Origin of the sequence: Exiguobacterium sp. s150 (genome assembly GCF_018618435.1) — a bacterium.
Lineage (GTDB): Bacteria > Bacillota > Bacilli > Exiguobacteriales > Exiguobacteriaceae > Exiguobacterium > Exiguobacterium alkaliphilum.
The window spans coordinates 17,762-43,363 of record NZ_JACSMC010000023.1; the positions used below are offsets into that span (position 1 = coordinate 17,762).

Here is a 25,602-nt window from a genome sequence, read left to right on the forward strand (position 1 = left end):
CTTTTTCGAAGGGCTCTCTTTTTTATTTCTATGAATGAGGTGAAACGATTGGAACAACCAACTGCAAACAAATGGGCACTCTTGCCTTTACTCGTCTTCCTTGCCTTCTTTATCGGGGCCGGGGTTTACTATGGTGACTTTTATAAATTCCCGGTACTCATCGCGGCACTCATCGCCTTGATCGTCGCGGCTACGATGACGAAAGGCAGCGTCACCCAAACGGTGGAACGGATTGCCCAAGGTGCCGGCAATCCGGGCATTTTGATTATGATTTTCATCTTTCTCCTCGCCGGTGCGTTCTCGAACGTCGCGGGCGAGATTGGGGCGATTGACGCGACCGTCAACGCGGCGCTCACATTGCTCCCGCCTTCGCTCCTGTTAAGTGGACTGTTCGTCATCGCCGCCTTCATCTCGATGGCGATGGGGACATCGACCGGTACGATTGCCGCCCTCGCCCCAATCGCGCTCGGTATCCACGAAGAGAGCGGCGTCAATATCGCCATCGCCGCGGCAGCCGTCGTCGGTGGCGCCATGTTCGGAGACAACTTGTCGTTCATCTCTGACACGACGATTGCCGCCGTGCGAACGCAGCGGACGAACATGCGTGACAAATTCCGGACGAACTTTTGGATCGTCTTGCCGGCCGCGATTATTACGACGGTTCTCCTTGCCGTCCTATCGAGCGGCACGGTCTCTTCTGTCGAGATCGCTTCGTTTGAATGGTACAAGCTCATCCCGTACCTCGCCGTCATCGTCCTCGCCTTGACCGGGTTGAACGTCATCCTCGTTCTGCTCGGTGGCATCGTGTTGACCGGAATCATCGGTCTACTTGACGGGACCTTGTCAGTGACCGCGTTCGTTACGGCGGTCGCGGACGGGATGATTGGAATGGCAGAGATTTCGATTTTGACGCTCTTCATGGGCGGACTCGTCGGACTCATCTCCCATAACGGCGGCCTTACCTACTTGCGTGACGCCCTCACCTCGCGGATTCAGCGACGGGCCGGCGCCGAATGGAGCATCGCCGGACTCGTCAGTGCGACGAACGTCGCCACGGCCAACAACACGATTTCCATTCTCGTGGCAGGTCCGCTCGCAGCGAACATCGCTGACACGTATGAGATTGAGCGGAAAAAATCAGCCAGCGTGCTCGACATCTTCTCGTGCGGTGTCCAAGGACTATTGCCTTACGGTGCACAGCTCCTCATCGCTGCCGAATTGACGAACACCGCGTCCCCCGCGCTCGTCCCGTTCATGTTTTATCCGTTCCTCTTGTTCATCTGCGGTGGACTTGCCATCGCATTCAACTTCCCGCGCTTCAAGAAAAAAGCCTGACAAAAACGACCCTTTGAATCTAATCCGTTCAAAGGGTCGTTCGTTTTGCGTCGAGCTCACGTTTAAGTTGTTCGTTCCGTTTTTTGAACGCGCGCCGCTTGAGCAGTTCCTCGAGGCCACGGCTAATCGCCCATAGGACGAACAGTAATAATCCGAGCATCGACAAACGGAACGGGCTTTGGATGAACTCTTCCCACTGGTCGCCGATGACCGAGAAAATCAACACGACGAGCAATTTACCAAATCCGGCCGCCATAATGAACGTGCGGAGCGGCATTTGAATCAGGGCGAGTAAGTACGTGATCAAACTGACGGGGATGAACGGAAGTGAATAGAGAAACCCGAGCGAGATTGGACTCATATGATTAATCCGTTCAAGCCAATAGACCCCTTGTTTATGTTTCTCGAGCCAACGCGTCATCGGTTTTCGGAAGACGTAGCGGACGGCCGTGAAGACGAGGATTGTGCCGAGCAAACTGCCGACCCAAGACAGTAACGTCCCGAGTAGGAACCCATATGTTGCCGCGTTCGCCGAAATGATGAGGACGAGCGGGAGAAACGGAAAAATCGCTTCTAAGAACGGGGCCCCGAGTCCGGCCCACGGACCGCCTGGAAGCTCTTGTAGCCATTCAATCAATTGGATGATCCACTGTTCAAGTGATGTGAGCATATCGATTTCCACCTTTGGCTTTCATTACTATTTTGTACCCGAATTCGCGTCTGAGGACACGTCCCCCTGCTCGGCTTAAAAAAAATTAAAAAGTATTTGCGAAAATTAGCTGTGATATCTATCATATAATAATGGACTTGTGGTTGCAGGCAAGCCCATTCGTCGAACGACACAACCCAACGTTCGTTTTCCTGCAAAAAACTGAACACAGGGGAGTAACACAAATGGAAACAAAACCAATGCGCGTGTTGTTGTACTATAAGTACGTCAACATCGAAGACCCAGAAGCGCTCACACAAGAGCACTTGAAGTACTGTAAAGACCTCGGCATCAAAGGACGCATCTTGATTTCTTCCGAAGGAATCAACGGGACGTGCTCTGGTACGTGGGAACAGACCGAGCAGTACATGAACGACTTGAAAGCGAACCCGTACTTCAGCGACATCGAGTTCAAAATCGATGAAGTCGAGGAGCACGCGTTCTCGAAAATTTTTGTCCGTCACAAAAAGGAACTCGTGACGTGGCGCTTTGATGGCGAGTTTGACGTGCCGAAACAGCACGGTGCATACCTCGAACCGGCAGAATGGAAAGAGATGATGCATCGCGATGATGTCGTCATCCTCGACGTTCGTAACAACTACGAGTACGACCTTGGTCACTTTAAAAATGCGATCAAGATCGACGTAGAGGCTTCTCGTTACATGCCAGAATGGCTCGAAGAGAACAAGGACCTCTACGAAGGGAAAACGCTTCTCACGTATTGCACCGGCGGCGTCCGTTGCGAGAAATTTACCGCATATATGCGTGACCAAGGTCACGACAACATCTTCCACTTAAAAGGTGGGGTCGCCATGTACGGAAAAGACGAGGCGACAAAAGGCGAGGATTGGGAAGGTGAGCTGTACGTCTTTGACGAGCGCATCAACGTCCCGGTCAACACGGTCAACCCGTCCATCGTCTCCGAGTGCATGCACTGCGGCACGAAGACGGTCCGGTACGTTAATTGTGCCAACCCGGTGTGTAATGCCCAGCACTTCTGTTGTGAAGAATGTGAGCCGAAACAGATGCGCTCATGTTCAAAAGAGTGCCAAGAGCATCCACGCAACCGCTATATCATCGAGAATATCGCGGACAAACTTCAGGAAACTGAAGGCGTCGTCGGGTAACAAAAATCGACCAGAAAGCGTCAGCTGGCTTCCGCCACTGGCGCTTTTTTTGACGAAATCTTTACGTCTACGGTGGCGTCATATCGGGTATAGTGAAGATACCATTGTCAGACAGGAAGTGAATCGATTGCTGTTTAACGAACCCTTACTCGCCGCCCTCCTCGCATGGTTTATCGCGCAGGCGGCCAAACTTGTGACAGAACTCATTAAAACGAGAGACTTCGAACTGCAAATCATGTTCGCCTCAGGCGGCATGCCGAGCTCCCACTCTTCGACCGTCGTCGCTCTCGCGACCGTGATCGGACGGATGGAGGGACTCGACTCTAGCATGTTTGCCCTCGCCTTGATTTTCGCGACGATCGTCATGTACGATGCGACCGGTGTCCGCCAAGCGGTCGGATTCCAGGCGCGGCTTTTGAACGATTATTTCAAAGGAATCAAGCACGAGACGCCAATCTTGAACGAACTCGTTGGCCATACACCGTTCCAAGTCATCGTCGGTGCCTTGCTCGGTCTCGTCGTCGGTCTCTTCTTCCCAATTTAATCGAATCGGGCATGTCCATTCCCACTCCCCCATCTTTTTGTGAAGTTTCACAAGAGAGACGGTATACTCAAAGGAGAGGAGGAATCGACATGCCTTTTTTGCAGAAGTCCTATGAATCACTCGACACGCTCGCCGAAGCGATTGGCCAAGCGATTCGCGCACCGATCACGATCGAGAACCGCCATCATCAACTGCTCGCCTACAGCACCCATCCCGACTCGACCGATCCGGCTCGCATCGCCACGATTATCGGTCGCCGTGTCCCGGAGACGGTCATTGAGGACTTATGGGAAAGTGGGATGTTACAGCACGTCATCGATAGCGACGATCCCGTCGTCATCCCGGCGCGGCTCGCCGTCGGACTCGGCGAACGGGCGGCCGTCGTCATCAAACAGCATGATGATGTGCTCGGGTATATTTGGAGCTTGGCCCGCCCGACCCCTTTCTCGGAACAAGAGCTGACCGTCTTAAAAGAAGGGGCTTCCATCGCCAAGAAATTGCTCATGACGATCGCGATGCACGAACGCCGCATCGATGCCGAGCTCGAACGGTTCTTCTTAGATGTGTTAGCGACCCCGGCTCTCAGCCCGACCAACCAGCAGCGCTTGAACGAACTCGCGCCGATTGCCGTGGCGAGTCGATTGACGGTCATCGACTGTCTGCAACCGATCACCCCGCAGTTCGCCGAGCGACTCTTTTATGTACTGGCGACCCAACAGTCGATTGAGGTCGTCCTCCAAGCGATTGACGGACAACAATTACTCGTCTGGCATTACATGAAAACGGAATTGGCCGAAGAAGAGACGATGCTACTTGACTGGGCTGAGCGGTTCGAGACGCTTCTTCAGGATAAGTTCCCCGAGGCGAATCCGACGCTTGGCATCAGCCGTCGCTTTTTCGAGAGCGAGACGCTCTATCATGCCGCGGAGGAAGCGCGCCGTGTCACTTCGCTACGGCGAAAGTTCCCGCTTGAATTGGTGAACGCCCGCACGTTCGAACAAATCGGGATCTATCAACTCGTGCCCGACCTCGCCCGTCGCATCAACCTCCGCCTCGAGACACACCCGACGCTCGAACGGCTGAAAGCGTACGACCAGACCCATCAAACCGAACTCGTGACGACGCTCGAGTGGTACTTTTACTTCGATGGCAACGTGAAACAAGTTGCCGCCCATCTCCATATCCATCCGAACACGGTATTGTATCGGGTGCGACGGATTGAAGAATTGACCCAAATCACGCGGGCCTCGCTCCCAGAACGGGCCACGATTTACTTGGCGATTAAAGCCGACCAATACCGTTGAGACACCAGACCTTCACCTTGTGATTTTTCACAAAGTGAGGGTCTTCATTTTTAGAATGTGGGATAAAGACAGCTTTTTCGGAAGGGTCTATACTAGAAGTGTGAACAAATTGTGTCAAGGAATTGAAAGGGGAACGGATCATGAAAATCGGGGTATTGAAAGAGATTAAAAACAACGAAAACCGTGTCGCACTGACGCCGATGGGGGCAGCCGTATTGACAGAGCTCGGGCATGACGTGCTCGTTGAAACGGAAGCAGGCGTAGGGAGCGGCTTCACGAACATGGAATATGTTGACGCTGGTGCGACAATCGTCGACACGGCAGCAGACGTATGGAACCACGTCGAGCTCGCGCTCAAAGTAAAAGAGCCACAACCGTCGGAATATCGCTACTTCCGTCGCGATTTGACGCTCTTCACGTACCTTCACTTGGCGGCCGAGCCGGAACTGACGAAAGCACTCGTCGATTCGGGCATGACCGCAATCGCTTACGAGACCGTGGAAATCGATCGGACGCTCCCGCTCCTCACACCGATGAGTGAAGTCGCAGGACGCATGGCAGCTCAAATCGGGGCACAGATTTTAGAGAAGCCGCACGGCGGAAAAGGTATCCTCTTATCCGGTCTCCCAGGCGTCCCACGTGCGAACGTGACCGTCATCGGCGGCGGGGTCGTCGGGACGAATGCGGCCCGCATCGCCATCGGCCTCGGTGCGAACGTGACGCTCATGGACATCAGTCCAGCCCGTCTTCGTCAAATCGACGACCAGTTCGGCAACACGATCAACACGCTCATCTCAAACAGCTATAACATCGCCAAACAAGTCGCCGAAAGCGACCTCGTCATCGGCGCGGTGTTGATCCCTGGTGCGAAAGCTCCGAAGCTCGTGACGAAAGATATGGTGCAACAGATGTCACCGGGCTCGGTCATCGTCGACGTCGCCATCGACCAAGGCGGGATTTGTGAGACGATTGATCACATCACGACACACGACGCACCGACGTACGAGCGCTTCGGCGTTCAACATTACGCGGTTGCGAACATGCCAGGCGCCGTCCCACGCACGTCGACGCTCGGCCTGACGAATGCGACGATGCCGTACATTATCGAGTGCGCGCAAAAAGGCATCTTCACAGCGCTTCGCGAGAATGCCGCCCTCCTCAAAGGATTGAACGTCATCGACGGTACGGTCACGTATGAGGCTGTCGCCCGTGACCTCGACTATCCGTTCATCCCGGCGTCAGAAGCCATCACGAAACAGCTCCAAGCCTAAACGAAAGACGCTTGAACGAATTGTCGTTCAAGCGTCTTTTTTATGCGTTTTCGACGGCGATATCTTCCCCGATGATTTTCACTTCTGGCTCCAAGTCGATTTCGAACTTCTCTTTCACCGTCGCTTGGACGTGACGGATGAGCGAGATGTACTCGGTCGCTGTCGCGTCGGCGATGTTGACGATGAAGCCGGCGTGCTTCAATGACACTTCGGCGCCGCCGATGCGTTTCCCTTGCAGGCCGCAGTCTTGAATCAACTTGCCGGCGAAGTAGCCCGGTGGTCGTTTGAAGACGCTGCCACATGACGGGTACTCGAGCGGTTGCTTCGACTCGCGCTTGTACGTCAAGTCATCCATCACTTCTTTGATGGCCTCGTACGCGAGCGGCTCGAGTGCGAACGTCGCTTCAAGCACGATGAGCCCCTCTTTGGCGATTCGGCTCGTCCGATAGTCGAGGTCGAGCTCGTCTTTCGTGAGCGTGAGCAGTTCGCCTTCGGGCGTCAAGACGACCGCGCTGACGATCACATCCTTCGTCTCACCGCCGTACGCACCGGCGTTCATGTAGACGGCACCGCCGACCGTTCCCGGGATACCGCAGGCAAACTCGAGGCCTGACAGCTCTTCTGTGAGCGCTTGGCGCGACACGTCGATGATGGCAGCCCCTGCTTGCGCGATGACGTGATTGCCTTCACGACGAATCGTCTTCAGTTCGTTCAAGTTCAAGACGATGCCGCGGAGTCCCCCGTCCCGGACGATCAAGTTCGAACCGAACCCGAGAATCATGAACGGCATGCTCTCGCGGTGTGCGAGTTCAAGCACGGCCTGAACTTCTTCATACGTATGCGGTGCCACGAAATAGTCCGCGTTCCCGCCAAGCTTTGTATACGTGTGCGCCGACAAAGGCTCGTCTTGTTTGACGCGATCGGCTGGGAGTATCGTTAATAATTGATTTAAAAAGCTCATGCGTTCACTCAATCCTTTACGTTCTATTTTTATCTGATGAATGCATCGAATGGCTTCGACGCACGTCGCTGAATGGTTTCAGTACGAATCACAGTATACAAATGTTTGCCGGGAGTGACAAGCAACGTTTTCTTTACAATCGAGCAAATGATTTACAACAATAACGATGTGGCGACAGCCACTACAATCGGAATTGTAAAGTTATCCCAATCTCGATACGAAATCGCTTCTGTTAGCGTCGCGACAACGGAAATGATGAACCCATATGTTACCACTTGCCAAAGGGGAACATCATCCCACAAAAACAATAAAAAGAGAACGGCATATGAACTGAGGAACATGGCCATACTGCCTTGGAACGAACGCTTTTGACCGTATAAGTCGTACGTCACCGTGCCATACTTGCGACCGATGAGTGCGGCCAAGCCGTCCCCCCAAACCAACACGAGCGAACCGGCCAAGAAGGCGAGCGGCTCGGATTCAAAGAAGAAATATAAGATGACGAGCAGTGCGATTGGGTAATAGACGGTGCCGAATGATTTCCGTTCGGTTTGATGCACCGGCGACGGACTTTTATAAAGAAGGAACGCGTTCGCGAACGTGAAGAACACGAGCGGGATTGCCGCGACGTACCATGTCTCCATGAGCCAGACGGCGAGGAGCGACCAATGTCCGACCGCGATATGTACACTTTTACGAATTGTTTCGTCCGTCCAACCTAGACGCTTGCCGACTTGTTCGAGTCCGACGAGGAATACGAGGACGATGACGATCGATAAGATAGAGCTGACCCATTCATTCATCGATAGACCACCTTTAGCTACAGTTTTTCTACGTTTACATTATACCTTAATCGGGTCTGAACCTAGCTTCCTTTTCAAACATTTGGTAGAATGAGGTCAAATGACTGTATAGACGGCGAACGAAGCCGGCTATAGAAAGGGTGGCTTTATGCGCGACGCAACTTCAATTCAAACTTTGGCGGACTGCCTTCACTATATGCAAGTTGGCGACGTCGATCGGGCCATCGCCTTGTTCCCGGAAGAAGTCCGTGACCACTTTCCGAAAGAGCTCCGTAAAATCCATTTGTTTCATATTGAAAAGAACGGACTGTCCATCAATCAAATCGTCGCTCTCGCCAACACGTTGACCGGCGAGCATTTATCGGCGACGACGATTCAAAACTGGACGAAGCGCGAGGTGCGTAAAATTATCGGCGTCCCGCGTGTCGGAAAGAAATATTCCTTGCAACAGGCGGCAATCATCTATTTGCTCGACGACTTGAAGCACTTGTTCTCGCTTGAAGAGACGAGCTCGCTGCTTGCGCTCATATTTAACAACCCGGACCGTGATGAGGACGACTTCATCTCGCCGATCGATTTTTATCGGTTATATGCCGAATATGCCAAGTCGACGAGTCCAATCGACTTGCTCGACACCCGGGCAAAACGCTCGGTCGAGAAAATGGGACACTCCCATCCGAACATCATCCACGTCTTGAAGCTCTGTTTGTACGCCCACCGCGTCACGACACTCGAGCTCGAGGCAAAACAATACTTGGGCCGCTTCATGTGATGAAGCGGTTTTTTGCATACAGAAAAGCACCAACCCGAAGGCTGGTGCTTGTCGTTACGTTCAGACAGAAACCGCAAGCGGCATCCGTGATTTGACGCTCAGCGTCTTCAAGACCGACAATAGTTCAAACATCGAGAGCTGGTCGGCTTCTTTCGTCAGACAGAAGCTGTCGTCCTCGTGCTTGCGAAGCTCGGCGACTAACTTGCCCGCCTTGTCGCGTACACTGAACTTGTAGCGCTCGACGTCGTATTGAATCGTATAGAGCCCGCGTTCATAGACGTTGTACTCACACTTTTTCCCGAATAACGAGAATTTGTCTTTCAATTGACCAATCGCTTGCCCGTCGTGGTTCATCACGACCCATTTCTGACAGTTCGGGATATATTTCCCGAGAGCGATTTGTCGGCCAGACAAATTGTGCACTTGGACACTGCCTTCCGCGTCGCGGTGAACAGATCCGATCGCATCATTTGTCTCGTCATAAATGGTTGCCTCGCCTTGCGTAAAGACGCAACCTTTTACATAAATTAATTTGCGCACCGCTTTTCCTCCTAATACGTTCCAACCACGAATTTTCTATTTGTCCGGTTGGTCATTCTGTGAAACCCCAATGTTGTTTCGTGTAGCCGAATCTCTCTGTTCAACTACTACATATTTCATATGACGAAGATGATTATTGCACCGTTTGAACAAAAAGACAACCCCTTTTTCTTCGACACAATCCGTCATCTTGACAAACATGTGAAAACCGCCTGCCCTAGCGCTTAAACCCTGCTTCTTTCAACAGTTGCTCGAGCTCTGATCTTGCAATCAGACGAACTTGATTTGGTGCCGCCAATTCATAGGCACTTTCCGTATAAGACGAGTTCGTTATGACCCATCCCTCATCCACCCCATAGTATGGAACGGCCGCCGCCACTTGTTGGACCGCCTCGAGCCCGACGACTTTCTCGTAGCGCTTTGCCTGGACGGCGATTGACCAGCCGTCCGGTGTCTCGAGCAACAAGTCGGCGCCAAAGTCACGAGACGCCGGTGTGACGGTCACCTTGTAGCCGAGCGCGTGGAACACGTCCTCTAAAAACAACTCGAACTCACGTCCGTCCATGCGGTCGATTCGGTCAATCGTCGATAGGCGCTTCCGCCAGATGAGCCAGACGAGACCAAGTATGATTACCGTGACGATCGCCCAAACCGGGGCGTCCATCCACCAAAGCACAAGTCCGAGTATGAGACTCAAGCCCATTCCTTTCACGTTCATCGTCCTCTCCATCGTTCGTTCACTATTACTTTACCGTCTCTAGGCAGGAAAACAAAGGCACAGGTGTCGAATGGTATGAAGATGTACCCGTTTGATTTATAGAAGGAGGGATTACCCGTTGATGGAGAAAAGAGTGCATCTCCAGAACGACCTGTTGCATGCTTTGCCTTACGGTGTCGCCTTAATTCAAACAGACGGCACGATCGTGCAAGCGAACCGACCGTTCTTAAAACAATTTCCTGAAGATTTACAGACGCGTTCAAACATCTTTCATATGGTCAATCAATCCCCGATTACGATGGAGCTGTCGCGCCGGATGGAACAAGGACTCCCTTGGATGTACGAGATGCCGACCATCCGCATCCACGCCATCCCGAACGGAGACGTCTATATTCTCTCAATCGAACCGCTCCCGCTCGATACGCGGGTGACGGTCCAACATAACGCCTTCGAAGCGATGATGCATACGGAGCTCGACATGGCGATGATCATGACCGATGCGAACTTGCTCATCAACCGATTCAATAAAGGGGCGACCGAGCTGTTCGGCTATGCCCCCCATGAAGTCTTATACGAGATGACCCCATTCGCCCTCTTCGAGTCCCGCGAATTGAGCGAGAAACGGACGCATTACCAGGACGAGACCGAACGCTTGCTATCGTTCGAACAGATGCTCCGCGTCGCACTCGATCGTGGCGACCGCGAATGGAAGTTTCAACGGAAAGACCGGACCCACTTCGTCGGGAAGCTGTTCATGCATCCCGTCTACGAGCAAGCCCGCGTCATCGGCTTCTTCTTCTTCGTCTTCGACGTCAGCCCGGAGATTGCGTTAAAAGGCGAGTTGCTCCATAAAGAACAGCGCTATCGGATGTTCGCTGAGTCGGTCATCGAAGCCGTTTTGTTCCATGAGGACGGGACGATTCTCGACGCCAACAAGGCGGCCGAGACGATTTTCCGCATCCCCGCTGAAGACATGGTCGGTCGCCAGACAATCGAGTTCATCGCCGAAGGCTACCGGGCCGACGTCTTGCGACGTATCCGCAACCATATCCAGACGCCGTACGAAGTCATCGGTCGACGCGAGGACGGCACGTTCCTCGAGATAGAAGTGTACCCGAAAGAGGTGACGTATCAAGGCCAGACGCTCCGCGTCGCCGTCATGCGTGACATTAGCGACCGTAAGAAAGTCGAACGGATGCTCGAGCGCGAGAAGAACGCCATCGCCCGCCAGCGCGATATCATCCAGTCGATTTTACAAGCGTCGAACGAGGCGTTCGTCTTGACCGAATCGAACGGCAGCGTCCTGTTCATGAACGTGCACGCCCGCCGTCTGCTCGACTTGCCCGGCATCGCCCCGAATAAGATGCAAGAGCGCATCCCGCTCTTGACGACGTTCCGACAACGAGACCGGACGGAGATGTTGAAAAAAGTCGACCTCCTGCTCGACGGCTCGGCCCACGAGGTATCGATGCGCTTCTCGATTCCGCAACCGAACGACCGGGATGAACAGTACTACGAGATGTACGCGACCGGTATGGACGCGAAGCGTCAAGTCGGCGTCGACAGTGGTTTCTTGTTCGTCTTCCGAAATCGAACCGAGGAAGAGCGGATGGACCAAATCAAGAACGAGCTCGTCAGCACGGTCTCCCATGAACTGCGGACTCCGCTCTCTTCCTTATCCGGCTATATCGAGCTCATGCAAAGTCGAGAGCTGACGCCGGAGAAACGAGAGCGTTTCTTGAAGACGATGGCTAAAGAAGCGAAACGGTTGACGGACTTGTTGAACGACTTCCTCGACATTCAGCGCATGGAGGACGGCAATCAGGAGTATAAAAAGGACCGTTTCATCTTGAACGAGCTCGTTCGTGACGTCGTCGAACGGTTCCGTGAGACGAGCAACCATTCCATCCATTTTGACGACGCCGATGAAGCACTGCCTCTCATCGCCGATCAAGCGCGTATCGAGCAAGTGCTCATCAATCTGTTGTCGAACGCAATCAAGTATTCGCCGCAACACCACGAAGTTGAGGTCCGAATCCGAGCCGAGCATGGACAAGCGTTCGTCTCGATTCAAGATTTCGGCATCGGCATCCCCGAGCACGCGTTCGAAGAGCTATTCAAGAAATTCTATCGCGTCGACAACTCCGATACGCGCCAAATCGGGGGGACGGGGCTCGGGTTGTCCATCTGTAAGGAAATCATCGAGTCGCACGGCGGTAGCATCGAAGTCGAATCGACGGTCGGCGTCGGCTCGACGTTCACGTTCACGCTCGACTTAGCGGAGGAGACACTATGAACCATTACGCCTTTACGGGGTTCCCTGGTTTTTTGGCCGGGAAGCTGATCACCCATCTCGCGTCGGTACCGAACCAAATCGGCACGATTTATGCGCTCCATTTGCCCCATCAAAAAGAAGAAGCCATCGTCTTGAAAGACGAGCTGCTCGAGGCGACGACGTTAGAGGAAACACAACTCGTTCTCGTCGAAGCCGACATCACGCTCCCCGAAGTGATTCTTGACCCAATCACGCGTTCGGTCATCGAACGGGACGTCCATTACGTGTTCCACCTCGCTGCTGCTTACGACTTGAGTATCCCGTATGACGTTGGCTATCGGATCAATATGCTCGGGACGAAACATATGACCGCGTTCGCGAAGCGTGCCGCTCATCTCAAACGATACGTCTACTTCAGCACCGCTTACGTCTCCGGTCGGCGCCAAGGCACCGTATATGAGAATGAATTATGGCACCGCCTGCCGTTCAAAAATCATTATGAGGCGACGAAGTATGAGGCGGAAGCAATCGTCTCGCGCGAGTTCGGTTCGATGCCGATCACGATTATCCGCCCCGGCATCGTCATCGGCCATAGCGTGACCGGGGAGACGAAGAAGTTCGACGGCGTCTATTTCGTCTTGAAACTGATGGACCAGTTGCGCCAGGCGGCCCCGCTTCCTTACATCGGACGTCAAAATGTCGAAGTGAACCTCGTCCCGTACGACTATGTCGTCGAGGCGACAGCCTATCTCGCGCATGCCCCGGCCGGACTTGGCCGGACGTTCCATTTGACGGATCCGTTCCCGCACGGCGTCCGTGAAGTGTACCGGATGATTCACGAGACGATGTTTGCACGTGCCCCGCGCGGCACCATCCCCCATATCGCCGCCGAGGCTGGGTTTTCCGCACTCAAGCTTCAAGAGCGGTACGGCGTCCCGCGCGAACTGCTCGACTATTTCAAGCATCAAGTCCGGTTCGATACGACACAGGCGATGCGCGCATTGAGCGGGACCGGGATCGTCTGCCCGGACTTGAAAGATTATTTGCCGCAAGTCGTCACCTATTACGAGACACACAAAAAGCCCTAATAGGGCTTTTTGTCATCCAATCAATAGTTTTTCTTTCGGGTAGCGAATCTTACGGTCGAGCTGCCGTGCCACGGTGAAGAGGATCGTGAGCGAGCCGACGCGACCGAGTAGCATCATGAACATGATGAGTTCTTTCCCGCTGTTGTTTAACTCGGCCGTGATCCCGAGCGACAAGCCGACCGTCCCGAACGCGGAGACGACTTCAAACAATACGGCCGTCGCTGGCAAGTGACCGTTCGTCAAAACCGTCAAGGTCGTAATAAATACTATAAAGAAGAAGCTCGTAATCGCGACCATGTACGCTTTTTTGATTTGAAACGTGTCGATTGTCCGTTCCATGATGACCGTCTCCTTCTTCCCAAGCAGAAACGCCCACATGTCGGCCAAAATGACCACTACAGTCGTCACTTTAATCCCTGATCCTGTCGAGGCGGCCCCTGCCCCGATATACATGAGGATGAGGATGAGACCGATTGAGACCGGCGCCATCGTCGCGATATCCATCGTATTGAAGCCGGCCGTCCGTGTCGTGATCGCTTGGAAAAACGTCGCGTGAAGCGCTTCGCCGAGTGGGCGTCCGTAAAGCGCCCCTTCTCTCGACACCCACTCGAACAGCATGAGGCCGAACCAGGCGATTCCATTGATGACAAGTAGTGAGCCGATCATGATTTTCGAGTGGAGCGCCAAGCGCTTCCAGCCCTTCACTTCGGTCACATCAGCAATCGTCGTGAAGCCGAGGCCGCCAATCATGATAAGAATGGAAATCGTGATGACGATGGACGTGTTCTGTTCAAACTGCATGAGGCTATCTGGCCATAGGGCAAACCCGGCGTTATTGAACGCCGAGACGGCGTGGAAGAAGCCGTAGTACAAGGCGTCACCGAACGAGTAGTCGCCTGTGCCGTACAGTTCTGCTGTCAAAAAGTAGAGACCGATCACTTGAACGATGATCGTCGTGAAGACGATGTTTCGAACGAGCCTTACCGTCCCGCCCGGTCCTGACAAGTTGAGGGACTCTTGGAGTAAGATGCGTTGTTTCAAACCGATTTTACGTCCGAGCACGCTGAGGAGCATGAGGGCGACGGTCATAAAACCGAGCCCCCCGATTTGAATCAACGCCATGATGACAAGCTCACCAAACGTCGTAAACGCCGTCCCGATGTCGACTGTGGAAAGCCCTGTCACCGTAGCGGCCGACGTCGCGATGAAGAGACAGTCAATCCACGCGACGGGTTCACTTTGCGCGAACGGCATATAAAGGAGCGTCGCCCCAATCAAAATCACGAGTAAAAAGCCGCTGGCAATAAAACGGGCCGGTTTCTCGAATACGATTCGGTATAACGCCTCGATTCGCTTCAGCCGCCGTTCCCGTATCGATAATGGATGTCGCATCCCCATGTCCCCTTCACTCTTTCTAAGCCACATATTACGCCTTGCCGACAAAATTGCCAACTAGGAAAATGTCACGCTAACCCTTTCTTCGATTTTTTGGTAATATGATAGATAGACTTTATAAACGTTGAGGAGGTTGAATGAAACCGTGGACCCTAGTACGGTAGATCATTCGCTAAAGGATGTCTCGCGAAGTTTGGAGCGCCAGTCACAGTACATGCCCGCCCATCTTTATTTCCAGCTTGAAGAATTGTTGCATTGGTCACTCGATCAAGAAGTTGTGAATCAATTGTACGCATTGTTAAAAAAATACGACGTATTAACCGATATAGAGCGTGAAGAACGAAATGTCAGCATCCAATTGCTGATTGACGAAAACGGCGCTTAACCATCGGGAACGCATTATGCGGGAGACGAGTGGCGTCTCTCGCTTTTTTATGTCCTGGATTAGAAAGGTGGAAAACATAGACATGGATGTCGTCACGTTAGTAGGGCTTATACTCGGCTTTTTCACATTGATTGGTGGAATGCTTCTAAAAGGTGCAGGCGTAGCCCCCCTGATTAACCCGGCCGCATTGGTCATCATTTTTGTCGGGACGGCCGCTGCGGTCAGTATCGCCGTCTCGAAAGAACAGCTACAAACCGTTCCAAAACTTTTTAAAATTCTATTCACGAAACAAACGCTCCCAAGTAAGACCGGCATGTTGACGCAATTCGTCGATTTATCGACACAAGCACGAAAAGAAGGGCTTCTCTCTCTTGAGACAGCGCTCGAACAAGTCGATGAACCGTTTTTGAAGCAAGGCATGATGATGGTCATCGATGGACAACCGTCCGAATATATCGCCGAAGTCATGTCACGTGATATCGAAAACATGGAAATCCGCCATAAGGCGAACGCTGACGTCTTCACACAAGCCGGTACATACGCCCCGACACTCGGCGTACTCGGAGCCGTCATCGGGCTTGTCGCTGCCTTAAAAGACTTATCCGACATCGAAAAACTTGGCTACGCCATCTCAGCCGCTTTCGTTGCGACGCTATTCGGAATTTTCTCAGGGTATGTGCTCTGGTTCCCGTTCGCGAATAAACTGAAGCAATACTCGAAGAGCGAAGTGCTCATCAAAGAGATGATGATTGAAGGGATCCTCTCGATTCAAGGCGGCGAATCGCCGAAGACGTTAGAAGATAAGCTGTCTGTGTATTTGTCTCCAAAGGAGCGAGCCGACTATGAAGCGCAAAAAGAAGCATGATCATGAAGAACATATTTCAGAAGGCTGGCTCATCCCCTACGCCGACTTATTGACGCTCCTCCTCGCGCTCTTCATCGTCTTGTTCGCGTCGAGTAACGTCGACCAGACAAAACTCGAGAAGATGTCACGGTCGTTCAACCAAGTCTTCTCTGGCGGGACGAGCGTATTCCAAGCATCGACCGCCTCAAACAGCGACATCAACCGGACGAACAACACGGACACGACGGCGAACCCGCGAACGTACGAACTCGCGAAACTCGACGAACTGAAAGAACAAGTGAACGAGTACATTAAACAGAACGGCCTACAAGACGAGATTGAAGCGACCATCAATTCGAGCGGTCTCGTCTTGACGATTCAAGACCGTGCGCTCTTCAGCATGGGGGACGCGACGTTAGACGCCGAGGCTCGAGCCGTCGCCCGCTCCATCAGCGGCATCCTCGAGCAAGCCGGTAACCGGGAAATCGTCGTCTCGGGCCATACGGACAACGTCCCCATCAACACGGCCCGCTTCCCATCGAACTGGGAACTCAGTTCGGCCCGGGCGACCGCCTTCATGCGTGGCTTATTGACGAACGACACACTGAATCCGAGCCAATTCACACTCGCGAGCTATGGGGAATATAAGCCGATTGCGACGAACAGCACGCCGGAAGGACGGGCCAAGAATCGTCGCGTCGAAGTGTTGATTAAACCACTCGTCGACCTATCCGAAGGTGCACCAAAAATGATTGAGACGATTATTTTGCCACAGTAAAAGCCCACTCGCGTGGGCTTTTTGTCATCTTGTCCATTCAAAATATTTACGGGCGAGGTCAGTGAGCGGGCTGTTGAAGAGACGTTTGCGCCAGTAGAGGTCGGCCGCCTTCTTCACGGCCTCGCTCCGTGATGGATACGGATAAATCATACGGGACAGCTTTCCAATCTTATCCCCGCGCTGCATCGCGTAGACGACGATTTGCATCCAATCGCCGGCCGTCATTCCGACCGCGTGACCGCCAATGATTTTACCGTTCTTCCGCGTGATGATTTTGACGAAACCGGTCTCTTGACGGTCGGCGACGAAACGGTCGACCTCGGACAGCTTCGCTTCAAAGATGTCGACGTCTTCCCCGTACTGTTCTCGTGCCTCGGCCTCGGTCAAACCGACGTGGAACACTTCCGGGTCCGTGAACGTGATCCACGGCATCTTCTTATAATCGACTTTGTTCCATAGACCGAACAAGGCGTTCGCGACGACGGCTTTCCCTTCTTCGCCCGCAGCGTGCGTGAACGGGAGCGTATTGATCGTGTCGCCGATTGCAAAGATGTGCGGTTGTGACGTCCGATACGTCGATGAGACGTCAACGTATCCGTCTTTGACGTGGACGTGGGCCCGGTCGAGGCGAAGCGCCTCGAGCCGTGGCTTTCGTCCCGTCGCCATGAGCAGCTTGTCCGCTTCGTAATGCACGGTCTCCCCGTCGATTTCCGCTTCGACATGAATCTTGCCGTCCACTTCTGAGATGTGTTTGACGTCCACGCCAATCTTCAAACGCATCGCCATCTCAAGTTGAGATTTAAGTAGCGTCCGCACCGACTCATCTTCTTTTGGCAAAAACGTATCGAGCGCCTCGAGCACCGTCACTTGACTGCCTAGCCGAGCGAATGACTGAGCGAGCTCGAGCCCAATCGTGCCGGCTCCGATGACGATGATGCTCTCTGGTAGCGTCTCCTCGTGGAAGACGTCTTCGTTCGTTAAGTACGGTACCGTATCAAGTCCGTCAATCGGTGGGACGGTCGGTTGCGATCCGGTTGCGATGACGAATTTCTTCCCAATCAAAAGATCGTCCCCGACTTTTAACTCGTACGGGCTTTGGAACGACGCTTCGCCGATATAAACGTCAACGCCTAACTTCGTAAAACGTTCCGTCCCGTCATGCTCTTGAATGATTTCGCGGGCACGATCGACACGGGCTTTCGTTGACTGGTAATGGTCTCGTCCATCGAACTCGGTGCCGAGCACGCGGGCTGCTTGCATCATCGAACTCGCTTCTTTCGAGGCGGCGATGAGCGCCTTTGACGGGATACATCCGACGTGGAGACAGTCGCCCCCGAGGTGCTTCTTCTTCTCGACGAGCGCGACTTTCGCGCCTAGGTTGGCCGCACCTGCGGCGACCGTCATCCCGGCGGCGCCACCTCCGATTACAATCAACTGATAATCTTTCATTTGATCAACCTCCGATATCGCTCGCTCACGTCTTCCATCCGTTTCCGATTCACATTGAAATCTGAATAGCCGACTCTTGATGCTGAACGAAATTCAATTTGTCGTGTCTCGTCGTCGAATAAAAACTCGACGTCATCTTTAAACTTCATCACTTTCGTCGCGACGACGTAATGGAGTGACTCTTCGGTCTCGTCGATGAGCTCGGTCCGCGGCAATTGCCCCATGACCATCTTAATCGCTCCGACCGTCTCGGCCCGGTCGCGCCCGTACGGAAGCGGCTCCATCTTGAGCGCCTCGTTCGACGTCTGTGTCGATACGGCGTTCGGTGTCCCTTTAATTGGTTTCAATGATTTCGTGGCCACGCGAAAAACCTCCCTTATTCTACATACAATTACATGTATCCTGAATCGGGGAGGTTTAACCCTATTAATGTAACTCGCTCGGGTCGAGCGGCAAGAGGACGGTCACGGTCGTACCCTGCCCGACCTCGCTCTCGATGACGAGTTTTCCTTCATGCGCTTCAATCAACTCTTTGGCGATGGCAAGGCCGAGGCCGCTACTGCCTTCGGTCACTTGCGCCTGATAGAACATCTCGGTGATGCGTTGTAAATGTTCTTTTGAGATGCCCGGTCCTTCATCGATAATCGAAATGAAGGCGACCCGTTCCGACTGAACGAACCGAACGGTCAACGTCCCGCCTTCCGGCGAGAATCGAATCGCGTTGTCGAGCAAGTTCAAAAACACTTGCTTCAGTCGATTCTCATCGAATAGACCCGTCGATTTTTGTGGATACCGCTCGATGAGGGTAATCTGTTTATCCTCAAGCGACTGTTTTAGTTGCACGGACACTTTACGCAACAACGTGACGAGGTCGAGTTCCTGACGATACAAGACGAGGCGGCTCTCTTCGATCTTCGTGTAATCGAGGAGCTGCTCGACGAGGCCGATCATCCGCTCGGTCTCAGAATGGATGATGCTGAGGCCGAGCTCGGTCTCTTCGGACAACTTCTCGTTGCCGCCGCGAATCGTCTCGGTCCATCCTTTGATTGACGTGAGCGGTGTCCGCAGTTCATGGGACACGTTCGATAAAAATTCGTTCCGTGTCGACTGATGCTGTTGGACTTTTGCGCCTAAATACGTCAACGTCCGCGCGAGCGCCCCAAGCTCATGTTTCTCATTCGAGTAGACTTCGAGATCGAAATCTCCTTGTGCCATCTCATCAGCCGTCTCGATGATTTCTCGAATCGGACGGACGAACCGGTCCGCGATGCGAATGACCGCGTAGAGGGCGATGAGCCAGATGAGGACGCCAATCATGACGACCGCCATCCAAATCTCTCGGATGAGCGTGTCGAGGTCTTCGAGCGGGCGGGTGAAGCTGATGGCGAGTTCGGTCGTTTCCCCGGTCATGATCGGGCTCGTTACCGATAAGAAGTGTTCGTCACCGACATCGTAATCTTGAACGACCGATTCCCCTCGGGCCAAGCGGTCGAGTTGCGACTCGGTGAACAGCGCCTGTTGATCTCGTTGTCCGGTCGTCTTGATGATGTCGCCGCTTCGGTCGACAATCGTCAAATCCGTTCCCGGGTAACCGAACGTCCGTACGAGCACCGAGAAGGCGCTCGGCGTCTCGAAGCCGACTTGCGCTTGCGGATACAGATAGGCACTCGTCGTGGCGTGACTGAGGAGCGCCTCGGACTCATACTCATAGTAATAGCGATACGTACCGTAAGAGAGGACGCTCACGAGCAGGACGAGGACGAGTGTGACGACAATCATAATACGAAGGACAAGCTGTTGCTTCATCCGTCATGTCTCCGCCACTTGTACCCATGCCCCCACAGCGTCTCAATGAACGCCGGATGGCTCGGATCATCTTCAATCTTTTGCCGCAGTCGCCGAATGTTCACGTCTACGGTCTTCCGGTCCCCGAAGTAATTGATGCCCCAAACCGCGTCGAGCAAGGCGTCGCGCGACAAGACGACTTCCTCGTTTTGGACGAGATGGCAAATCAAGTCGTATTCGGTCGGTGTCAAGTCAATCGGTTGCCCGTACTTCGTCACTTGCTTGGCTGCAAGGTCGATGGCGAACGGGCCCGACTTCAACCGTTTCTTCTCTTTACGCTTCACTTTCTCGACCCGGCGAAGGAGCGCTTGAATCCGGGCGACGAGTTCGCCTGGACTGAACGGTTTGGCGATGTAGTCGTCCGCACCTTTCCCGAGCCCTTCAATCTTATCCTCTTCAAGCGTCCGTGCCGTCAACATGATGATCCCGACGTTCTCGTCTAAGTCGCGAATCGCCGCGCACGCTTCGAATCCGTCCATTTCTGGCATCATGACATCGAGCAAGACGATATCGAACGGCTGGCGGTCGAATGCTGTCACCGCTTCACGCCCGTTCGTCGCTTCGAACACATCAAACCCCGCTCGCTTTAAATTTACGATGATAAAGCTGCGAATCGCATGCTCATCCTCGGCTACTAATATCCGATTCATATATCCACCTCTTCTGAAGTTCACTTCTCTACATTATAGTTACGTTTTTGCGACAAGGTTGTCAATTGACCTTAAATCGTATTAGGATGGAGTCATTAGATTCCGAAGGAGGACTCATCCCGATATGAGTTATAAAATGATTGTGTTAGATATGGACGATACGTTGCTCACGAGTGACCATACGATTTCCCCGAAAACAAAAGCTGCGCTTCTTGACGCCCAAGAGCGCGGACATAAAGTCGTCCTTGCGAGCGGCCGTCCGACATATGCGATGTGGGACGCGGCCCGTGAGCTCGAGCTTGCGAAATACGGTAGTTTCATCTTGTCGTTTAACGGTGCGTCGATTATTGATTGTGCGACGAACGAAGAAATCTTCTCGAGCACGCTTACACCTGAAACGGTCGCATACCTCCATGATATCAGTGTACGTGAGGAAATCGCGATTCATACGTACATCGGTAACGAAATCGTAACCGATCAACCGAACCCATACACCGATATCGAAGGAGAATTGACGGGGATGCCGGTCATCCACGTCGACGACTTCAAGACGGCGGTGACGACACCGGTCGTCAAATGTCTCATGCTCGGTGACGGGGACACCCTCGCACCAATCGAGACGAAACTCCAAGTCGAACTCGAAGGCAAGCTCGCCGTCGCTCGCTCGAAGCCGTTCTTCCTCGAGTTCACAGAGGCTGGCGTGACGAAAGGGACGAGTCTTGCGTTTCTAGCGAAGCACGTCGGAATCGACCAAGCACAAGTGATTGCTTGTGGAGACGGGAACAACGACTTGACGATGATTGAGTGGGCCGGTCTCGGTGTTGCCATGGGCAACGCCAATACGACAGTCAAAGGAAAAGCCGATTTCATTACGAAATCAAACAACGAGGATGGCATCGCGCATGTCGTCGAGACGTTCATGAGCAGTGTCCTCATCGATCAGTAAATCGTGAAGCAACGCTTCATAAAGGAGGAAGTATGATGAATAAAGGATTGAAACGAGCAGGACTCGGACTAGTCGGGACGGCCGTCGCCGGAGCCGCGTACGTATTCTTGTCCCCGAAACCGACGTCCCGCCTCGTCAAAACCTCATTTTCCGGTGGCAACGAAGTCGCAATGAAAGGATTTGACGAAGTCGTTCAAAAGACGTCGGTCCGAAAAGATATCGACTATCATTCGTCTTACGAGAACGGGACGTTTGATTTGATTCGTTATGAAGGCGACAAGCAAGTCCCGACCATCTTTTGGGTGCACGGCGGTTCGTTCGTCGGCGGTGACAAGGCCGACGTCTTCAAATATGCGACGTCCATCGCGAGTAACGGCTACAACGTCGTCAGCATCAACTATGCGCTCGCGCCGGACGTAACGTATCCCGTGCCGCTCCAACAAATCGAGGAAGCGTACGCCTATATCGTCGAGAACAACGACCGCTTCCGGCTCGACCTCGACCGCGTCTTTTTCGCCGGCGATTCAAACGGCGCGCAACTCGTCGCTCAGTTCGTCGGTATTCAATTGAACGACGGCTACGCCCCATCAGCCGAAGTGAAGCAAGTCGTACCGAAACAATCGATTCTCGGGACGATTTTGATGTCTGGCCCGTACGACTTGAAGCGGACGATGCTCGAGTCGTCAAAAGCGGTCAACCGCTTCCTCTTCAAACGGATCGGGTGGGCGTACTTCGGGACGTATAACTGGGAGAACCTCCCCGTCGTTACGGAAGCGTCCCCGCTCGTCAACATTCCAGCGACGTTCGTCCCGACGTTTATCACGGACGGCAACACGGGCTCGTTCGAGGCGCAGGCAAAAGAGTTCGCCACCATCCTCGCTGGTCGCACCGATGTGACGAGCGTGTTCTATGACGAAGGGGAACTTGGTCACGCGTATCACTTCGAGATGGACAAACCGGCCGCGAGTTCGACGTATCGCCGCCTCATCACGTTCTTGCGCGAGACGACAACGTCAGTCAATCCGTGACCATCGTCGTTCCGCAAAAATGACCGCCTACTCTTGCGAGTGGGCGGTCATTTTTTTCTCGTCTTGTTCAAATGTGTAGCAAATCAAACGCCCTGCCAATCAGTTCGTTCCGTGAAGCGGATGTCGCACGTAACTGTTGGAGCCGTTCAATGAGCGCCTGCTTTAGCGTTTCGGATTCGACGAGTTCGAGACACTCGATTTGAAGCAACCAGGCGTCCGCGTGGTCTTCGAGGATCGTCGGGACGATCTCATCGATAGATGCTCCTTGTTCGCGCAAGTTACGGACACGGTTGAACATCGGATCATCGTTCGTCCAAACGCGCGCATCTCGTTCGACGATGACCGGTTTTTCGATGAGGACGAGCTCCTCGACGTCGGTCCCCGGAAAGACCGACGGAATCGAATCTTGGCGAATTTCAAGTGTCGCCAGTTCGATTCGGCGCCCTTCCAGCTCAATGACGACATTTTCTAAACGCAACTCGTCTGCCATCTCGTTGACGACCTGTCCATCGAGTCGAATCGCTGCCGTCGCCAACACGTCTTGAATCGGCCCGTCGAGAATGAGCAAACCGTGGTTCTCGAGGTTCGTTAATTGTCCGTTGTCGACTTTCACACAATCGTTCCATTGGATGAGGACGTGCCCGTCGTGCTTCGTCATGTGGCGGACCACGCCGACTCGGTCCGTCCCGTCTTCGAGGCGGACGGTCGCCTGACTGCCCGAGGCGAGCGCCTTCTCGATTGAGGCGATACCGCCCTGATGAACGGCCATCCGGCGCTCGAGCTCGTCAAGCGCATCGATCAAAGCGTCAAAGTCCCGAATGACGAACAGCTCACGTTGCATATTCGTCACGTCTTGTTTCGTCTCGAGGGCGTGTTCGAGGTCGAACGGATGCTTCGTGACGGCGTCTGTCAAACAGTGACGACTCTCGCCTACTGAAGACAAGAGGCCTGCCCCGTAGATAAGCGGGTTGTCAACGTCACCGATCAATCCGAACTCGACCGTCCACCAAAAGATGCGCGCGACTTGTTGCGCTTCAGAGAATCCGGTCACTTGCGCTTTCGCCGCATGGACCGCCGCCTCTGCCGCTGCAATCTCTTCATCCGTCGAGTTGGCGTTCTCTTTCACGACAGTCAACCGTTTCAAAGCCGCGAACGAGGCATGCTCTTCCCGGTTCATGAACGCCTTGGCACCAAGTTGACCGAACCGTTTAACGATATTTGAAAAATCGGGGTCCATCAGCATCGGGGCATGGCCAGCCGCTTCATGAATGATGTCCGGCGCCGGGCTGTATAAGATGTTTTCGACTTTTCGGATATCGGTCGCGACCGGAAGCATCCCGTTCCCTTGGAAGTCGAAGAAGGCGACACCAGGGATGAGTCCATCGACGGCGACCGTCGACCATCCGGCCGAACGCATCTCTTCGGTCATCGCCTCGACGTTTGGCAACCGTTCCGGCCCCATCCCGGTCTTCTTCAATCCCTCGATGTAAAACGGGTGGGCTTTCCCTTCGAGCGTATGCAAGTTGAGCCGTAAGACGAACCGCCAAACAGCGTGATCGGTCGGCGTGTACTCGTCGTAGAATTGTGGAGAGATATGTGGCGCCAAGTGGCGTGGGATCAGTTGTGTCAACATGTTGGTTCCTCCTTTTGTATATGAAACGTCAAAAAGTCCCTATCGAATCACTCGATAGGGACGACGGTTGCCGCGGTACCACCCTGATTACTAGACAGACGTCTAGTCACTTCATTCCGGTAACGGGGGACCGCTCAATCGTTGAGAGCTCGCAAACTGTAATTCGATTCATCTTTTGGGCGTGTTCGCAGCACCACACGCTCTCTGGGCCAGGGAAGATGTCTCTACTTCGGTTTGGTCATCACTTTTACTGTTATACAGTTATGCTTTTATGCACATTCGCTTTTAAGCACTAAAGCATCTTGTTGGTAGTAACGATACCAGACCTTTTTTCTGACGTCAACCAAAAAAACAGTCCGCATGCGCGAACTGTCATAAACACCAATCGATTTCTTCGACGCCCCATTCACTGAGCTTCGCATTCACTTGCGAGAATGGCTTTGAACCAAAGAAGCCGCGGTGAGCCGAGAGCGGGCTCGGATGGACCGATGTCAAAATTAAGTGCTGCTCACCGATGAGCGTCTGTTTTTTCTTGGCATCGTTACCCCAAAGAATAAAAACGATTGGTTGCTCTCGATTGCCAAGCTCTCGGATAATCGTGTCGGTGAACGTTTCCCATCCTTGACCCCGGTGTGAACCGGCTTTGCCCGCCTCGACGGTGAGCGCCGTATTGAGGAGCAATACGCCCTGGCGCGCCCACTTCTCAAGGTTCCCACTCTTCGGTGGTGTACAACCGATGTCATCGGCCAGCTCTTGGAAGATGTTTCGAAGCGATGGTGGGAAACGAACGCCGTCCTGTACCGAAAAGCTGAGGCCGTGCGCCTGATTCGGGCCATGATACGGATCTTGTCCGAGAATGACGCACTTGACGTCCTTGAACTTCGTGTAGACGAACGCGTTCCAAATGTCTTGGCGCGCCGGATAGACCGTCGTCGTGTTATACGCCTCGTCGACGAACGTCTTCAACGCTTGAAAATATGGCTCCTCCATCTCGGATTCAATCAAATGTGACCAGTCCCCGAGCAGGCGGTCTGATAATTGTTCTCCCATAGGTGTCCTCCCCTTTCCGTTCTATCATACCCAAATGTAGCGCAAGCAAAAAGGCGAGCCCGCATTGAACTGCTCCCCGTCAAGTAGACAGGGTAAATAATGAAAACCAGCCTAAGCGGCTTGAGACCTGTATTCGACAGGGCTCAAGCCGT

25 protein-coding genes and 1 other annotated feature are annotated in these 25,602 nt (G+C 53.4%); of the genes, 13 read left to right on the forward strand and 12 right to left on the reverse strand.

Annotated elements, in window-relative coordinates; all coding sequences use genetic code 11:
* Window positions 1–48: 48 nt before the first annotated feature.
* Window positions 49–1,335 carry a Na+/H+ antiporter NhaC family protein gene (locus KNP76_RS11175; RefSeq protein ID WP_251137451.1) on the forward strand — a complete coding sequence of 429 codons (1,287 nt, stop codon included), beginning with the start codon at window positions 49–51 and terminating at the stop codon, window positions 1,333–1,335.
* Window positions 1,336–1,363: 28 nt separating this feature from the next.
* On the opposite strand, the gene KNP76_RS11180 is transcribed toward KNP76_RS11175, so the two are convergent.
* Window positions 1,364–2,005: a TVP38/TMEM64 family protein gene (locus KNP76_RS11180; protein ID WP_034816727.1), complete on the reverse strand. Its 642-nt coding sequence runs from the start codon at window positions 2,003–2,005 to the stop codon at window positions 1,364–1,366.
* Between the two features lie 224 nt (window positions 2,006–2,229).
* Between KNP76_RS11180 and trhO the strand changes: the two genes are divergently transcribed.
* From trhO to ald, 4 genes are all read left to right on the forward strand, one after another.
* On the forward strand, window positions 2,230–3,171 hold the full coding sequence (trhO, locus tag KNP76_RS11185) for an oxygen-dependent tRNA uridine(34) hydroxylase TrhO (RefSeq protein ID WP_034816729.1): 942 nt from the start codon (window positions 2,230–2,232) through the stop codon (window positions 3,169–3,171).
* A gap of 118 nt (window positions 3,172–3,289) precedes the next feature.
* Window positions 3,290–3,715, forward strand: coding sequence for a divergent PAP2 family protein (locus KNP76_RS11190; RefSeq protein WP_029333791.1), 426 nt, complete (start codon window positions 3,290–3,292; stop codon window positions 3,713–3,715).
* A gap of 89 nt (window positions 3,716–3,804) precedes the next feature.
* On the forward strand, window positions 3,805–5,019 hold the full coding sequence (locus KNP76_RS11195) for a PucR family transcriptional regulator (protein ID WP_211780075.1): 1,215 nt from the start codon (window positions 3,805–3,807) through the stop codon (window positions 5,017–5,019).
* A 140-nt stretch (window positions 5,020–5,159) separates the two neighbouring features.
* Window positions 5,160–6,290, forward strand: a complete 1,131-nt coding sequence (gene ald, locus KNP76_RS11200) for an alanine dehydrogenase (RefSeq protein ID WP_034816734.1) — start codon at window positions 5,160–5,162, stop codon at window positions 6,288–6,290.
* Window positions 6,291–6,330: 40 nt separating this feature from the next.
* On the opposite strand, the gene murB is transcribed toward ald, so the two are convergent.
* Together murB and KNP76_RS11210 are read right to left on the reverse strand one after the other, a co-directional pair.
* A complete protein-coding gene (gene murB, locus KNP76_RS11205; RefSeq protein WP_211780878.1) occupies window positions 6,331–7,251 on the reverse strand; it encodes a UDP-N-acetylmuramate dehydrogenase in 921 nt (306 codons plus the stop codon).
* Between the two features lie 152 nt (window positions 7,252–7,403).
* Window positions 7,404–8,054, reverse strand: coding sequence for a diacylglycerol/polyprenol kinase family protein (locus KNP76_RS11210; protein ID WP_214844571.1), 651 nt, complete (start codon window positions 8,052–8,054; stop codon window positions 7,404–7,406).
* Between the two features lie 148 nt (window positions 8,055–8,202).
* Here KNP76_RS11210 and KNP76_RS11215 point away from each other — a divergent pair, with 148 nt between their 5' ends.
* Entirely contained in the window at window positions 8,203–8,826 is a 624-nt protein-coding gene (locus KNP76_RS11215; protein ID WP_034816742.1) for a DUF1836 domain-containing protein, read from the forward strand.
* A gap of 60 nt (window positions 8,827–8,886) precedes the next feature.
* On the opposite strand, the gene KNP76_RS11220 is transcribed toward KNP76_RS11215, so the two are convergent.
* Both KNP76_RS11220 and KNP76_RS11225 read right to left on the reverse strand, forming a co-directional pair.
* Window positions 8,887–9,366 (reverse strand): LURP-one-related family protein, encoded by a 480-nt coding sequence (locus KNP76_RS11220; RefSeq protein WP_034816745.1) that lies wholly within the window; start codon window positions 9,364–9,366, stop codon window positions 8,887–8,889.
* 217 nt (window positions 9,367–9,583) lie between these two features.
* Entirely contained in the window at window positions 9,584–10,084 is a 501-nt protein-coding gene (locus tag KNP76_RS11225) for a restriction endonuclease (RefSeq protein ID WP_251137452.1), read from the reverse strand.
* 121 nt (window positions 10,085–10,205) lie between these two features.
* Here KNP76_RS11225 and KNP76_RS11230 point away from each other — a divergent pair, with 121 nt between their 5' ends.
* Together KNP76_RS11230 and KNP76_RS11235 are read left to right on the forward strand one after the other, a co-directional pair.
* Window positions 10,206–12,380, forward strand: coding sequence for a PAS domain-containing sensor histidine kinase (locus KNP76_RS11230; RefSeq protein WP_214844572.1), 2,175 nt, complete (start codon window positions 10,206–10,208; stop codon window positions 12,378–12,380).
* Window positions 12,377–13,447 (forward strand): SDR family oxidoreductase, encoded by a 1,071-nt coding sequence (locus KNP76_RS11235; protein ID WP_211780078.1) that lies wholly within the window; start codon window positions 12,377–12,379, stop codon window positions 13,445–13,447. The genes KNP76_RS11230 and KNP76_RS11235 overlap by 4 nt, the downstream gene beginning before the upstream one ends.
* A gap of 12 nt (window positions 13,448–13,459) precedes the next feature.
* On the opposite strand, the gene KNP76_RS11240 is transcribed toward KNP76_RS11235, so the two are convergent.
* A complete protein-coding gene (locus KNP76_RS11240; RefSeq protein ID WP_214844573.1) occupies window positions 13,460–14,839 on the reverse strand; it encodes a TrkH family potassium uptake protein in 1,380 nt (459 codons plus the stop codon).
* Between the two features lie 136 nt (window positions 14,840–14,975).
* Between KNP76_RS11240 and KNP76_RS11245 the strand changes: the two genes are divergently transcribed.
* The 3 genes from KNP76_RS11245 to KNP76_RS11255 all read left to right on the forward strand — a co-directional run bounded on the left by KNP76_RS11245 (window position 14,976) and on the right by KNP76_RS11255 (window position 16,849).
* Window positions 14,976–15,227: a hypothetical protein gene (locus tag KNP76_RS11245; protein ID WP_251137453.1), complete on the forward strand. Its 252-nt coding sequence runs from the start codon at window positions 14,976–14,978 to the stop codon at window positions 15,225–15,227.
* Between the two features lie 82 nt (window positions 15,228–15,309).
* Complete coding sequence (gene motA / locus KNP76_RS11250; protein ID WP_034807231.1) at window positions 15,310–16,092, forward strand: flagellar motor stator protein MotA; 783 nt, start codon at window positions 15,310–15,312, stop codon at window positions 16,090–16,092.
* The gene (locus KNP76_RS11255) at window positions 16,070–16,849 is read left to right on the forward strand and encodes a flagellar motor protein MotB (RefSeq protein WP_214844574.1); all 780 of its coding nucleotides are present in this window, start codon (window positions 16,070–16,072) and stop codon (window positions 16,847–16,849) included. The genes motA and KNP76_RS11255 overlap by 23 nt, the downstream gene beginning before the upstream one ends.
* Window positions 16,850–16,873: 24 nt before the next feature.
* Here the strand turns inward: KNP76_RS11255 and KNP76_RS11260 are convergent, their stop codons facing one another.
* The 4 genes from KNP76_RS11260 to KNP76_RS11275 form a co-directional block, all read right to left on the reverse strand.
* Window positions 16,874–18,298: a dihydrolipoyl dehydrogenase family protein gene (locus KNP76_RS11260; protein WP_214844575.1), complete on the reverse strand. Its 1,425-nt coding sequence runs from the start codon at window positions 18,296–18,298 to the stop codon at window positions 16,874–16,876.
* Window positions 18,295–18,660 (reverse strand): DUF1499 domain-containing protein, encoded by a 366-nt coding sequence (locus KNP76_RS11265; RefSeq protein WP_211780081.1) that lies wholly within the window; start codon window positions 18,658–18,660, stop codon window positions 18,295–18,297. Before KNP76_RS11265 ends, KNP76_RS11260 begins: the two co-directional genes overlap by 4 nt.
* 64 nt (window positions 18,661–18,724) lie before the next feature.
* Window positions 18,725–20,104: a sensor histidine kinase gene (locus KNP76_RS11270; protein ID WP_214844576.1), complete on the reverse strand. Its 1,380-nt coding sequence runs from the start codon at window positions 20,102–20,104 to the stop codon at window positions 18,725–18,727.
* Window positions 20,101–20,793: a response regulator transcription factor gene (locus KNP76_RS11275; RefSeq protein ID WP_034808752.1), complete on the reverse strand. Its 693-nt coding sequence runs from the start codon at window positions 20,791–20,793 to the stop codon at window positions 20,101–20,103. The genes KNP76_RS11270 and KNP76_RS11275 overlap by 4 nt, the downstream gene beginning before the upstream one ends.
* 124 nt (window positions 20,794–20,917) lie before the next feature.
* Here KNP76_RS11275 and KNP76_RS11280 point away from each other — a divergent pair, with 124 nt between their 5' ends.
* Together KNP76_RS11280 and KNP76_RS11285 are read left to right on the forward strand one after the other, a co-directional pair.
* On the forward strand, window positions 20,918–21,739 hold the full coding sequence (locus KNP76_RS11280; RefSeq protein WP_214844577.1) for a Cof-type HAD-IIB family hydrolase: 822 nt from the start codon (window positions 20,918–20,920) through the stop codon (window positions 21,737–21,739).
* A gap of 35 nt (window positions 21,740–21,774) precedes the next feature.
* Window positions 21,775–22,767 carry an alpha/beta hydrolase gene (locus KNP76_RS11285; protein ID WP_034808756.1) on the forward strand — a complete coding sequence of 331 codons (993 nt, stop codon included), beginning with the start codon at window positions 21,775–21,777 and terminating at the stop codon, window positions 22,765–22,767.
* Between the two features lie 67 nt (window positions 22,768–22,834).
* On the opposite strand, the gene KNP76_RS11290 is transcribed toward KNP76_RS11285, so the two are convergent.
* Both KNP76_RS11290 and KNP76_RS11295 read right to left on the reverse strand, forming a co-directional pair.
* On the reverse strand, window positions 22,835–24,400 hold the full coding sequence (locus tag KNP76_RS11290; RefSeq protein ID WP_214844578.1) for an aromatic amino acid hydroxylase: 1,566 nt from the start codon (window positions 24,398–24,400) through the stop codon (window positions 22,835–22,837).
* Between the two features lie 53 nt (window positions 24,401–24,453).
* Window positions 24,454–24,651 (reverse strand) — a binding site (T-box leader).
* A 121-nt stretch (window positions 24,652–24,772) separates the two neighbouring features.
* Window positions 24,773–25,450 carry a uracil-DNA glycosylase gene (locus KNP76_RS11295; protein ID WP_214844579.1) on the reverse strand — a complete coding sequence of 226 codons (678 nt, stop codon included), beginning with the start codon at window positions 25,448–25,450 and terminating at the stop codon, window positions 24,773–24,775.
* Between the last annotated feature and the right edge of the window lie 152 nt (window positions 25,451–25,602).

Excerpts from the sequence above, each read along its gene's own strand:
- KNP76_RS11180 (WP_034816727.1), bottom strand. The coding sequence starts at position 2,005 with ATGCTCACATCACTTGAACAGTGGATCATCCAATTGATTGAATGGCTA.
- trhO (WP_034816729.1), top strand. The coding sequence starts at position 2,230 with ATGGAAACAAAACCAATGCGCGTGTTGTTGTACTATAAGTACGTCAAC.
- KNP76_RS11195 (WP_211780075.1), top strand. The coding sequence starts at position 3,805 with ATGCCTTTTTTGCAGAAGTCCTATGAATCACTCGACACGCTCGCCGAA.
- ald (WP_034816734.1), top strand. The coding sequence starts at position 5,160 with ATGAAAATCGGGGTATTGAAAGAGATTAAAAACAACGAAAACCGTGTC.
- murB (WP_211780878.1), bottom strand. The coding sequence starts at position 7,251 with ATGAGCTTTTTAAATCAATTATTAACGATACTCCCAGCCGATCGCGTC.
- KNP76_RS11210 (WP_214844571.1), bottom strand. The coding sequence starts at position 8,054 with ATGAATGAATGGGTCAGCTCTATCTTATCGATCGTCATCGTCCTCGTA.
- KNP76_RS11215 (WP_034816742.1), top strand. The coding sequence starts at position 8,203 with ATGCGCGACGCAACTTCAATTCAAACTTTGGCGGACTGCCTTCACTAT.
- KNP76_RS11225 (WP_251137452.1), bottom strand. The coding sequence starts at position 10,084 with ATGAACGTGAAAGGAATGGGCTTGAGTCTCATACTCGGACTTGTGCTT.
- KNP76_RS11230 (WP_214844572.1), top strand. The coding sequence starts at position 10,206 with ATGGAGAAAAGAGTGCATCTCCAGAACGACCTGTTGCATGCTTTGCCT.
- KNP76_RS11235 (WP_211780078.1), top strand. The coding sequence starts at position 12,377 with ATGAACCATTACGCCTTTACGGGGTTCCCTGGTTTTTTGGCCGGGAAG.
- KNP76_RS11240 (WP_214844573.1), bottom strand. The coding sequence starts at position 14,839 with ATGCGACATCCATTATCGATACGGGAACGGCGGCTGAAGCGAATCGAG.
- motA (WP_034807231.1), top strand. The coding sequence starts at position 15,310 with ATGGATGTCGTCACGTTAGTAGGGCTTATACTCGGCTTTTTCACATTG.
- KNP76_RS11255 (WP_214844574.1), top strand. The coding sequence starts at position 16,070 with ATGAAGCGCAAAAAGAAGCATGATCATGAAGAACATATTTCAGAAGGC.
- KNP76_RS11260 (WP_214844575.1), bottom strand. The coding sequence starts at position 18,298 with ATGAAAGATTATCAGTTGATTGTAATCGGAGGTGGCGCCGCCGGGATG.
- KNP76_RS11270 (WP_214844576.1), bottom strand. The coding sequence starts at position 20,104 with ATGAAGCAACAGCTTGTCCTTCGTATTATGATTGTCGTCACACTCGTC.
- KNP76_RS11275 (WP_034808752.1), bottom strand. The coding sequence starts at position 20,793 with ATGAATCGGATATTAGTAGCCGAGGATGAGCATGCGATTCGCAGCTTT.
- KNP76_RS11280 (WP_214844577.1), top strand. The coding sequence starts at position 20,918 with ATGAGTTATAAAATGATTGTGTTAGATATGGACGATACGTTGCTCACG.
- KNP76_RS11285 (WP_034808756.1), top strand. The coding sequence starts at position 21,775 with ATGAATAAAGGATTGAAACGAGCAGGACTCGGACTAGTCGGGACGGCC.
- KNP76_RS11290 (WP_214844578.1), bottom strand. The coding sequence starts at position 24,400 with ATGTTGACACAACTGATCCCACGCCACTTGGCGCCACATATCTCTCCA.
- KNP76_RS11295 (WP_214844579.1), bottom strand. The coding sequence starts at position 25,450 with ATGGGAGAACAATTATCAGACCGCCTGCTCGGGGACTGGTCACATTTG.